The organism is Methylibium sp. (assembly GCF_013817365.1).
Classification (GTDB): Bacteria; Pseudomonadota; Gammaproteobacteria; order Burkholderiales; family Burkholderiaceae_C; genus Methylibium.
Window position 1 is genome coordinate 1 of record NZ_JACDCU010000083.1, and the last position, 11,415, is coordinate 11,415.

The following is an 11,415-nucleotide window of genomic DNA, read 5'->3' on the forward strand; positions in this document are numbered from 1 at the left end:
GCTCGGCTCGTGAGCCGGCAGTGCGGCGGTCGGCAGCGTGCGTTCGACCGGCCGGCTCGCCAGCGCGGGAGCGGACGCCGCAGCGGGGGCTTGAGCCGGTGCGGTTTGCGCAGGTGCCGGCGCTGCTGCGCTTCGGCCCGGGCCGTCGCCCTTGGCGCCCGCTGCACCGGCCAGCACCACGATCGGCGTGCCCTTGGACACCGAGTCGCCGACCTTGACGAGCACGCGCTCGACCGTGCCCGCGTGCGAGGACGGAATCTCCATCGAGGCCTTGTCGCTCTCCACTGTGATCAGGCTTTGCTCCGCCGTCACGCTGTCGCCCGGCTGGACCAGCAGCTCGATCACGGCGACCTGATCGAAGTCGCCGATGTCGGGCACGACCACTTCGCGCGTCTCGCCGGACGTCGACGCCGCCGCACCAGACGCGGCCGGCGCAGCGGGCGGCTGGCCGCCCGGGACGGCGATCGCCCCGGCAGGCGGCGGCGACGCCGCCATGTCGTCGGCACTGCCTTCCGTGCGCGCCCCCGACGTTTGCGTATCGGGCGCGGACTGCGGCGCTTCTTCCGCCGCCACGGCCTGGCCGGCGGCATCGGCCGCCTCGAGCATCAGCACCACCGAGCCCTCGCGCACCTTGTCGCCTAGCTTCACACGCAGTTCCTTCACCACCCCGGCATGCGAAGACGGAATCTCCATCGAAGCCTTGTCGCTCTCCACTGTCACCAGGCTTTGCTCGGCCTTGATCCGGTCGCCCGGCTTGACCAGCACCTCGATGATCTCAACCGATTCGAAGTCGCCGATGTCGGGGACCTTCACTTCCATCAGCGCCATGTTTTCGTCTCCGCTTATCTGTCAGGCGTATCGCGTTATCAGGCGTACAGCGGGTTTATCTTGTCGGCGTTGATGCCGTACTTCTTGATGGCCTCGGCGACTTGTGCGGCCGGCACCGCGCCATCGTCTGCCAGGGCCTTGAGCGCGGCCACCACGACGTAATGGCGGTTGACCTCGAAGTGCTCGCGCAGCTTGGTGCGGAAATCGCTGCGGCCGTAGCCGTCGGTGCCGAGCACCCGGTAGGCACGGTCCTTGGGAATGAACGCGCGGATTTGCTCGGCATAGGCCTTCATGTAGTCGGTCGAGGCGACCACCGGGCCGGCATGCGGCGTGAGCTGCTGCGTCACGAAGGGCACGCGCGGCTTGGCGGTGGGATGCAGCAGATTCCAGCGATCGGCGTCCTGGCCGTCGCGGGCGAGTTCGTTGAAGCTCGGGCAGCTCCAGACGTTGGCCGCGACGCCCCAATCCTTTTCGAGCAACTCCTGTGCGGCCATGGATTCGCGAAGGATGGTGCCGCTGCCCAGCAGGTTGACCTGCGGCTGCTTCTTCTTGCCCCCGGCAGCCTCTTGCAGGAGGTACATGCCTTTCAGGATTTGCTGCTCGGTGCCTGCCTTGAGGCCCGGATGCGGATAATTTTCGTTGAGCAGAGTGATGTAGTAGTAAACGTTCTCCTGCCTTTCCACCATGCGCTTGAGGCCGTCGTGCAGGATCACGGCCACCTCGTGAGAGAAGGTCGGGTCGTAGCTGATGCAGTTGGGAATGGTGCTGGCCAGGATGTGGCTGTGGCCGTCCTCGTGCTGCAGGCCCTCGCCGTTGAGCGTGGTGCGCCCGGAGGTGCCGCCGAGCAGGAAGCCGCGTGCCTGCATGTCGCCGGCCGCCCAGGCGAGGTCGCCGATGCGCTGGAAGCCGAACATCGAGTAGTAGACGTAGAACGGGACCATCACCCGGTTGTTGGTCGAGTACGAGGTCGCCGCGGCGATCCACGAGCTCATGCCGCCGGCCTCGTTGATGCCCTCCTGCAGGATCTGCCCGGCCTTGTCTTCCTTGTAGTACATCACCTGGTCCTTATCGACCGGCGTGTAGTTCTGGCCCGCGGGGTTGTAGATGCCAATCTGGCGGAACAGGCCCTCCATGCCGAAGGTGCGTGCCTCGTCCACCAGGATGGGCACCACGCGCGGGCCGAGTGCCTTGTCGCGCAGCAGCACCGTCAGGCAGCGCACGTAGGCCTGCGTGGTGCTGATCTCGCGGCCCTCGGCGGTGGCGTCGAGCACGGCCTTGAAGGCGGAGAGCTCGGGCACAGGCAGCGTCTCGTCGGCCTTCACGCGTCGCTTGGGCAGCGAGCCGCCGAGCGCCTTGCGGCGCGCGTGAAGGTACTGCATTTCGGGCGTGTCGTCGGCCGGCTTGTAGAAGGGGATGTCGGCCAGACGATCGTCGGGAATCGGGATGTTGAAGCGGTCGCGAAAGGTGCGCACGTCTTCAGCCACAAGCTTCTTGGTCTGGTGGGCAGTGTTCTTGCCCTCGCCGATCTTGCCCATGCCGTAGCCTTTGACGGTCTTGATGAGCAGCACCGTCGGCTGGTCCTTGTGGTTCACCGCGGCGTGATAGGCCGCATGCACCTTGTGCGGGTCGTGACCGCCGCGGTTCAGACGCCAGATGTCGTCGTCGCTGAGCTTGGCCACCATCTCCAGCAGCTTGGGATGCTGGCCGAAGAAGTGCTTGCGCACAAAGGCGCCGTCGTTGGCCTTGCAGGCCTGGTAGTCGCCGTCCACCGTGTCCATCATCACCTTGCGCAGGATGCCTTCCTTGTCGCGCGCGAGCAGCGGATCCCAGTAGCTGCCCCAGATCAGCTTGATGACGTTCCAGCCGGCGCCGCGGAACTCGCTCTCCAGTTCCTGGATGATCTTGCCGTTGCCGCGCACCGGGCCGTCCAGGCGCTGCAGGTTGCAGTTGACGATGAAGATCAGGTTGTCGAGCTTTTCACGCGCCGCCAGGCCGATGGCGCCCATCGATTCGGGCTCGTCCATCTCGCCGTCGCCGCAAAACACCCAGACCTTGCGCTTGGACGTATCGGCGATGCCGCGCGCATGCAGGTACTTCAGGAAACGGGCCTGATAGATCGCCATCAGCGGGCCCAGGCCCATCGAGACGGTCGGGAACTGCCAGAACTCCGGCATCAGCTTGGGGTGCGGGTAGCTCGACAGGCCCTTGCCGTCAACTTCCTGGCGGAAGTTGAGCAACTGCTCTTCGCTGATGCGGCCCTCGAGGAAGGCCCGCGCATAGATGCCGGGCGAGGAATGGCCCTGGATGTAGAGCAGGTCGCCGCCGTGCGTGCCGCCTTCGGCGGTGTCGTCGGCGTGCCAGAAGTGGTTGAAGCCGGCGCCGAACATGGTGGCCAGCGAAGCGAAGCTGGAGATGTGGCCGCCGAGATCGCCGCCGTCGGCCGGGTCCAGCTTGTTGGCCTTGACCACCATCGCCATCGCGTTCCAGCGCATGTACGCGCGCAGGCGCTCCTCGATCTCGATCTGGCCGGGGCTGTGCTGTTCCTGGCCGGCCGGGATGGTGTTCACGTAAGGAGTGTTGGCCGAGAACGGCATGTCGATGCCGGTCTGGCGCGCCGCGTCGATCAGGCGGGCGAGCAGGAAATGCGCGCGTTGCGGTCCCTCGCTCTCGATCACCGCAGCCAGGGCTTGAAGCCACTCCCGCGTTTCCTCGCCGTCGGTATCGAGCGGGTCGTTGGCGGCAATGGCCATTGGGGTGTCGGGCAATGCAGACATGTCGGGTCTCCTTGTCGCGGCGCAATCAGCACCGGGCACAGTCTTGGGCTGCGGGGCGGCGGCGAGTTTTGCACACCCCGGCGAATTTTTCAAATAGCGCGATTCAATTTCATAATGCGAACTACGCAGTGATGCTGCACTCTCATCACACGAAACAAGCTGCCGGGCCGATCAGGGGCCTGGTTCGATAATCCCCCAATGCCGCTGTCCGTCCCCCCCGATTCGACCCTAGGTCCGCTGACGCCGGCGCATCCACAGCGCATGTTCCGGCGCTGGTGGAAGCGCTTGCCGCCGGCGCGTCAGGACCGCGTTGCCACGCTGGCGCCGCTGCTGTCGGTGCTGCTCTTCCTCGCGGCCATCATCACGGCGTTCTGGTACCTGCGCAACGAAGAGCACGAGCGCGAGCTCGAATCGGTCAAGCGAGATACCGAAATCGCCCAGCAGCAGATCCGCCTGCGGCTGATCGAGAACCAGGAGCAACTGGTGCGCATGGCGCGCGAGGTGGCGACTCGCGCCATCGACCAGGACGAGTTCCTCGGCCAGGCGGTGAGCTTCGCGCGCGAGCGACCGGAGGTGGTGAGCCTGGCCTGGATCGGTGCCGACCAGACCGTGCGCCAGCGCCACCTGTCGCCCAACCATCCCGGCGAGCTGTTGCGATTGGCGGAACCTCCGCCCCCGCCGGATTTCGTCGGCCCGCTCGTTCCTACACCCACCGCGCTCCAGGCCGGTGGCGAGCCGGCATGGGCCTTCGCCGCCGCGCGCGATCTGCGCCAGCCGGTCTACTCGCGCCCGTTCGAGGGCACCGGCGCGCTCATGGTGTTCCAGGTTCACGTGCCGCTGATCGACCGCAGCGCGTTCGCCGGCACGCTGGTGGCCGAGTACGCGGTCGAGTCGCTGCTGCGCTATTTCGTGCCACCCGAGGTGACGCGCCGACACGCCATCAGCCTGATCGACGGCACCGACCGGGTGCTCGCCAGCAGCGTCTCGCGCGAACCCGGCAGCGACGGCCAGCGCAACAGCTTCGTGCAGGAAGTGGCGCTGGCGCCCTCGGGCAACGGCCTGGTGGTGCGGGGCGAGGGCTGGCGCACGTCGATCGGCCTGATCGGCAACACCCTTTTCTGGATGGTTGCGGCGCTCTCCGCCCTGACTGTGTGGATGCTGCTGGGCACTTGGCGCCACATGCATCGCCGCTCGCAGATGCAGACGGCGCTGATCTCCGAAACCAACTTCCGCCGCGCCATGGAGAACTCCATGCTGACCGGCATGCGCGCGATGGATATCGAAGGCCGGATCAGCTACGTGAACCCGGCCTTCTGCGCGATGACGGGCTTTGCGGAGAACGAGCTGATCGGCCGCCGGCCACCGTTTCCCTACTGGCCGCCCGACCGCACCGAGGAGAACACTCGGTTGTTGCAGCAGGAACTGCAAGGCCGCAGCCCGGCGGGCGGCGTGGAAATACGCATCATGCGCAAGGAAGGCAGCATGTTCGACGCGCGCATGTACGTGTCGCCGCTGATCGACGCCCGCGGCCACCAGAGCGGCTGGATGACCTCGATGACCAACATCACGGAGGCCAAGCGCATCCGCGACCAACTTTCGGCCTCGCACGAGCGCTTCACCACCGTGCTCGAGGGCCTGGAGGCGGCGGTCTCCGTCCTGTCGGTGGCGCAGGGCGATCTGCTGTTCGCCAACCGCTCCTACCGCCTGTGGTTCGGCGCCGACTCGCAAGGCCACACGCTGCTGGCCGGCTCCGTCGAGAACCTTTCCGTGCTGCGCGAGGCTGACGAGTCGGTCGACAGCTTCGGCGGCCTGCCGGTGCGGGAGATCACCGAAGCCGCAGGCGACGCCCGCGAGGTCTTCATCGAGCCGATGCAGAAGTGGTTCGACGTGCGCGCGCGCTACGTGCAATGGACCGACGGGCGGCTGGCGCAGATGCTGATCGCCACCGACATAACCTCGCGCCGCCATGCCGAAGAGCAGGCCGCGCACCAGGCCGAGAAGGCGCAGGTGACAAGCCGGCTGGTCACCATGGGCGAGATGGCCTCCAGCGTCGCGCACGAGCTGAACCAGCCGCTCACCGCGATCACCAACTACTGCAACGGCATGGTGTCGCGGGTGAAGAACGACGCGATCGAGAAGCCCGATCTGATCGCCGCACTCGAGAAGACCGCACGCCAGGCCCAGCGCGCCGGGCAGATCATCCACCGCATCCGCGCCTTCGTGAAACGCAGCGAGCCGCAGCGCCAGCCGGCACGCGCGCGCGACATCGTGGAAGAAGCGGTCGAGTTGGCCGGCATCGAGGTGCGGCGCCGCAACGTGCACATCCGCACCTATGTGGCGCAACGCCTGCCCGAGTTGCGGGTCGATCCAATCTTGATCGAACAGGTGCTGCTGAACCTGCTCAAGAATGCCGCCGAGGCCATCGACAACGCGCAGCTGCCGCCCTCGCGCCGCCACATCGAACTGCGCGTGGTGCCGCGCTATGCGCAAGACGAAGGCGGTGTGATCGAGTTCAGCGTCACGGACAACGGGCCCGGCGTGAAGGACGAGGCCATGGCCCGGCTCTATGAGGCTTTCTTCTCGACCAAGGTCGACGGACTGGGCATCGGCCTGTCCTTGTGTCGCTCGATCATCGAGTCGCACCGGGGGCGTATACGTGCCGAGAACCTCTACAATGGAACGATTGTCAGCGGCTGCCGTTTCGCCTTCACCTTGCCAGTCGAATCACCATCGACCGTCACCGAAGCCACCATCGAAGCGGCGACTGAAACAGCCCCTGCGGTGCCCGCTTCTTCCTTGACCGAGAACGCATGAGTCTGATACCCAAAAAAGGCACGGTCTATGTTGTCGATGACGACGAGGCAGTGCGCGACTCGCTGCAGTGGCTGCTCGAAGGCAAGGACTATCGGGTCAAGTGCTTCGACGCGGCCGAGTCCTTCCTCTCCCGCTTCGATCCCCGCGAGGTGGCTTGCCTGATTGCCGACATCCGCATGGACGGCATGAGCGGCCTGGAGTTGCAGGACCGGCTGATGGAGCGCAAGAGCCCATTGCCCATCGTCTTCATCACCGGCCACGGTGACGTGCCGATGGCCGTGACGACCATGAAGAAAGGCGCGATGGATTTCATCGAGAAGCCTTTCAAGGAAGAAGAACTGCTCGGCTTGGTGGAGCGCATGCTTGATCAAGCACGCGCCGCCTTCTCGCAGCACCAGGAAGCCGCCAGCCGCGACGCCCTGCTCTCGCGCCTGACCACCCGCGAGAGCCAGGTGCTCGAGCGCATCGTCGCCGGGCGCCTGAACAAGCAGATTGCCGACGACCTGGGCATCAGCATCAAGACGGTCGAGGCGCACCGCGCCAACATCATGGAAAAACTCAACGCCAACACCGTGGCCGATCTGCTCAAGATCGCCTTGGGGGCTCAGGCACAGGCCAAGGCTTGAACCGGCAGGCTCGCAGCATCAGCATCGAAGGGCCGCCGGGCGGCCCGACACGTCCACCGAAACGCGCCAGAGGCGCGTTTTTCTCCATCTGAAGGGACTCACATGACAGCCAAGCTCATCGACGGCAACGCGCTTTCCAAACACATTCGCATCGAGATCGCGCAGCGCGCCGCCGTGCTGGCCTCGCGTGGGCACACGCCGGGCCTGGCCGTCATTCTGGTCGGCGAAAACCCGGCCAGCCAGGTCTACGTGCGCAACAAGGTCAAGGCCTGCCATGAGAGCGGCTTGCACTCCGTGCTCGAACACTATCCCGCCACGATGACCGAGGCCGAGCTGCTCGAACGTGTCGAGGTGCTCAACCATGACCCGGCGATCCACGGCATCCTGGTACAGCTGCCCTTGCCGCCGCACATCGACGGGCACCGCGTCATCGAGACCATCTCGCCGAAGAAGGACGTCGACGGCTTCCACATGGCCAGCGCCGGCGCGCTGATGGTCGGCCAGCCGGCATTCAAACCTTGCACGCCGTATGGCTGCATGAAGATGCTGGAGTGGATCGACTGCAATCCCAAGGGCAAGCACGCGGTGGTCATCGGCCGCAGCAACATCGTCGGCAAGCCGATGGCGATGCTGCTCTTGCAGGCGCATGCCACCGTCACCATTTGCCACAGCGCAACGGCTGATCTCGCTCATCACACCCGCCAGGCCGACATCGTGGTCGCCGCCGTCGGCAAGACAAGGATGCTCACGGCCGATATGGTGAAACCCGGCGCGGTGGTCATCGACGTGGGCATGAACCGCGACGACCACGGCAAGCTGTGTGGCGACGTCGATTACGACGGCGTGCGCAAGATCGCGGGCTGGATTACCCCGGTGCCCGGCGGCGTCGGCCCCATGACGATCACTATGCTGCTGATGAATACGATCGAATCCGCGGAACACGGCGCCGGCTGACACTGTCGAAGCCCGATCGATTCGAAAGCAAAGAACCCGATGCACAACCCCCTTCTTGACACCTTCGCCCTGCCCCGCTTCGGCGAGATTCGCCCCGAGCATGTGGCGCCTGCCGTCGACACACTGCTGGCCGAAGGCGAGGCCGCGCTCGAAGCCGTGGTGGGCCCCGACGTTCCCGCCGATTACGACGCGATGTCGGCGGTGTTCGACACCGCCACCGAGCGCCTCGGCCGCGCGTGGAGCGCCGTGAGCCACTTGAACGCCGTGGCCGATACGCCCGAGCTGCGCGCCGCCTACACCGACGCACTGCCGAAGGTCACCGCCTTCTATACCCGGCTCGGCGCCGACGAGCGGCTCTACGCCAAGTACAAGGCCGTCGCCACGGCGCCGCAGGCGGCCGCGCTCAACGCGGCGCGGCGCAAGGCGCTCGCCAACGCCATGCGCGACTTCGTGCTGTCGGGCGCCGAGTTGAAGGGCGCCGCCAAGGACCGCTTTTCCGCCATTCAGGCCCGACAGGCCGAATTGGGCCAGGCCTTCTCCGAACACGTGCTCGACGCGACCGATGCGTGGTCGTGCATCGCCACCGAAAGCGAGCTCGACGGCGTGCCGGAAGACGTTCGTGCCGCCACCCGCGCCGCCGCACAGGCAGCCGGCCTCGACACCGGGCACAAGCTCAGCCTGCACATGCCGGTCTACATCCCGGTGATGCAGTACGCCGGCGACCGCCGGTTGCGCGAACGGCTCTACCGCGCCCATGTCACGCGCGCGAGCGAACTGGCCGCCAGGGTCGAGGGGGACATCAAGCCCGGCGCCACTGAGCGCGACAACAGCGCGGTGATGCGCGAGGTGCTGGCGCTGCGCCAGGAAGAAGCCGAACTGCTCGGCTACGCGAACTTCGCCGAGGTATCGCTCATCGCCAAGATGGCCGACTCGCCACAGCAGGTGATGGACTTCCTTCGTGACCTCGCGCGGCGTGCGCGCCCGCATGCCGAGCGCGACCTGGCCGAGCTGCGCGAATTCGCCGCCACCGAGCTGAGCCTGGCCGACATGCAGGCCTGGGACCTGGCCTTCGTCGCCGAAAAACTCAAGGAGGCGCGCTACGCCTTCAGCGACAACGAGGTCAAGCAGTACTTCACCGAGCCCAAGGTGCTGGCGGGTCTGTTCAAGATCATCGAGACGCTGTTCGAGGTGGCGATCCGCCCCGACACCGCGCCGGTGTGGAACGAGCACGTGCGCTTCTTCCGCATCGAGCGTGCCGCTCCGGCCGGCTCCACCGAAGGCCCACGTCTGGTCGGCCAGTTCTATCTCGACCCCTACGCGCGGCCCGGCAAACGGCCCGGCGCCTGGATGGACGACGTGCGCGGTCGCTGGGCGCGGCCCGACAACCAGGGCGCAGCGCCGCAGACACCGGTGGCGCAGCTCGTCTGCAACTTCGCCGCACCGGTCGGCAAGAACGGCAAGGAGCGGCCGGCGCTGCTCTCGCACGACGACGTGACCACCCTCTTTCACGAGTTCGGCCACGGCCTGCACCACATGCTCACGCAAGTCGACGACATCGGCGTGGCCGGCATTGCCGGCGTGGAGTGGGACGCCGTCGAGCTGCCCAGCCAGTTCATGGAGAACTTCTGCTGGGAATGGGACGTGGTGCGCCACATGACCGCCCACGTCGACACCGGCGAGCCCCTCCCGCGCGCCTTGTTCGACAAAATGCTGGCCGCCAAGAACTTCCAGAGCGGCCTGCAGACCCTGCGCCAAGTCGAACTGGCCCTGTTCGATATGCGCCTGCACGCCGAGCCGGGCAGCGCCGGCAAGGTGCAGCAGGTGCTCGACGAAGTGCGCGCCGAAGTGTCGGTGCTGCCCCCGCCCGCCTTCAACCGCTTCCAGCACAGCTTCTCGCACATCTTTGCGGGCGGCTACGCAGCCGGCTACTACAGCTACAAATGGGCCGAAGTGCTGAGCGCCGATGCCTATGCCGCCTTCGAGGAAGAAGGCGTATTCAACCCCGCCGTGGGCCGGCGCTACCGCCAGGCCATCCTGGAAGCCGGCGGCAGCCGCCCGGCGATGGAAAGCTTCAAGGCTTTCCGCGGGCGTGAGCCAAGCATCGATGCGCTGCTGCGGCACCAAGGTATGGCGGATTAAGACCAGTCGAGGCGCGCAAGGCCTCACCGCTGCTTCGGCGAATGGCGCGAGGCGCACGGTCCGCGCAGCGTCGCCGTGATGTATTGCCAGTCTTGGCCTCGCCGGCCGGCTGTGGCGCGCACGACAGCGAGCAGGGTCGAATCCGCCGCCGCGGTGAACTACGATCGCGCCTGCGTTTGAAATCCGGAGTGTGATCATGAGCCGCCGCCCCGCTGCCGCGTTGTTCGCCTTGTCCGCGCTGATGGTCAGCACGGCGCCGCAGGCTCAGTACAAAGTGGTCGAGCCCGACGGCCGCGTCACCTACACCGACCGCCCGTCGCTCAGCGGCCCGGCCCGCGTGGCGCCGCTGAGCCTGCCTTTGGATGTCGCCGAGTCGGGCGAGGCGTTGCCTGCGGCCCTGCAGCAACCGGCCGCGCGCTTCCCGGTCACGCTCTACACCATGCCCACCTGCGCGCCTTGCGACAACGGCCGTAACTACCTGCGTCGCCGCGGCATTCCGTTTGCCGAAAAGACGGTCACCACGCTGGCCGACTCGAAGGCCTTTCAGAGCTTGAACCTCGGCGCGGAAGTGCCGGTGCTGCGCATCGGCCAGCAGGTCTTGCGCAACTTCTCGGAAACGACCTGGGCCAACGACCTGGACCTGGCCGGCTACCCGGCCACCTCACGCCTGCCCAACGGTTACCGCGGTTGGGAACCGACGCCGCTGGCCATGGCCCCGCCGCCCGGGCCACCTGCCGTGGTGCGTGCACCCGAGACACCGGCTGCGCTGCCGCCGGCGCTGGAGGCGGTGCCGAACGGCATCCGTTTCTGAGCACGGCGCAGCGCGCAAAACGCATTCGCCTCGCGCGGCCGGTTCAAAACCGCAGGGTCTGCACGCCCTCGTCGGTGCCGAGCAGACACAGCGCGGCCTTGTGGCGGGCGAAAACGCCCACGGTGAGGACACCGGGCCACTGGTTCACTTCGGTCTCGAATGCCAAAGGGTCGGTGATCTGCAGGCCGTGCACGTCCAGGATGCACTGCCCGTTGTCGGTCACCACGCCTTCGCGCAAACGCGCCTGCCCGCCGAGCCGCACGAAGCGGCGCGCTATTTGGGCGGCGGCCATCGGCAGCACCTCAACCGGCAGTGGAAAACGCCCGAGCACATCGACCAGCTTGGAAGCGTCGGCGATGCACACGAAACGCTCGGCCAGGTCGGCCACGATCTTCTCGCGCGTGAGTGCGGCGCCGCCGCCCTTGATCATGAAGCCGCGCCGGTCGATCTCGTCGGCGCCGTCGATGTA

Annotated in this window: 8 protein-coding genes; 5 read left to right on the forward strand and 3 right to left on the reverse strand. The window is 66.7% G+C overall.

All coding sequences use genetic code 11. From position 1 onward, the window contains the following. Positions 1-828: biotin/lipoyl-containing protein (locus tag H0W38_RS07440; RefSeq protein WP_292452558.1), on the reverse strand; the 828-nt coding region annotated here is incomplete at its 3' end. Between the two features lie 38 nt (positions 829-866). Continuing rightward, positions 867-3,602 (reverse strand): pyruvate dehydrogenase (acetyl-transferring), homodimeric type, encoded by a 2,736-nt coding sequence (gene aceE / locus H0W38_RS07445; protein ID WP_292452560.1) that lies wholly within the window; start codon positions 3,600-3,602, stop codon positions 867-869. 198 nt (positions 3,603-3,800) lie between these two features. On the opposite strand from aceE, the gene H0W38_RS07450 reads away from it, so the two are divergent. The 5 genes from H0W38_RS07450 to H0W38_RS07470 all read left to right on the forward strand — a co-directional run bounded on the left by H0W38_RS07450 (position 3,801) and on the right by H0W38_RS07470 (position 10,946). Next, a complete protein-coding gene (locus H0W38_RS07450; protein ID WP_292452562.1) occupies positions 3,801-6,416 on the forward strand; it encodes a PAS domain S-box protein in 2,616 nt (871 codons plus the stop codon). Beyond that, positions 6,413-7,042: a response regulator transcription factor gene (locus tag H0W38_RS07455; protein ID WP_292445511.1), complete on the forward strand. Its 630-nt coding sequence runs from the start codon at positions 6,413-6,415 to the stop codon at positions 7,040-7,042. Before H0W38_RS07450 ends, H0W38_RS07455 begins: the two co-directional genes overlap by 4 nt. A 102-nt stretch (positions 7,043-7,144) precedes the next feature. Further along, positions 7,145-7,996 (forward strand): bifunctional methylenetetrahydrofolate dehydrogenase/methenyltetrahydrofolate cyclohydrolase FolD, encoded by an 852-nt coding sequence (gene folD, locus H0W38_RS07460; RefSeq protein WP_292452564.1) that lies wholly within the window; start codon positions 7,145-7,147, stop codon positions 7,994-7,996. Between the two features lie 39 nt (positions 7,997-8,035). Next, positions 8,036-10,135: a M3 family metallopeptidase gene (locus tag H0W38_RS07465; protein ID WP_292452566.1), complete on the forward strand. Its 2,100-nt coding sequence runs from the start codon at positions 8,036-8,038 to the stop codon at positions 10,133-10,135. A 196-nt stretch (positions 10,136-10,331) separates the two neighbouring features. Continuing rightward, on the forward strand, positions 10,332-10,946 hold the full coding sequence (locus H0W38_RS07470; protein ID WP_292452568.1) for a glutaredoxin family protein: 615 nt from the start codon (positions 10,332-10,334) through the stop codon (positions 10,944-10,946). Between the two features lie 43 nt (positions 10,947-10,989). Here the strand turns inward: H0W38_RS07470 and rpiA are convergent. Beyond that, positions 10,990-11,415, reverse strand: a 426-nt coding sequence (gene rpiA / locus H0W38_RS07475; RefSeq protein ID WP_292452570.1) for a ribose-5-phosphate isomerase RpiA, incomplete at its 5' end; no start/stop codon positions are given.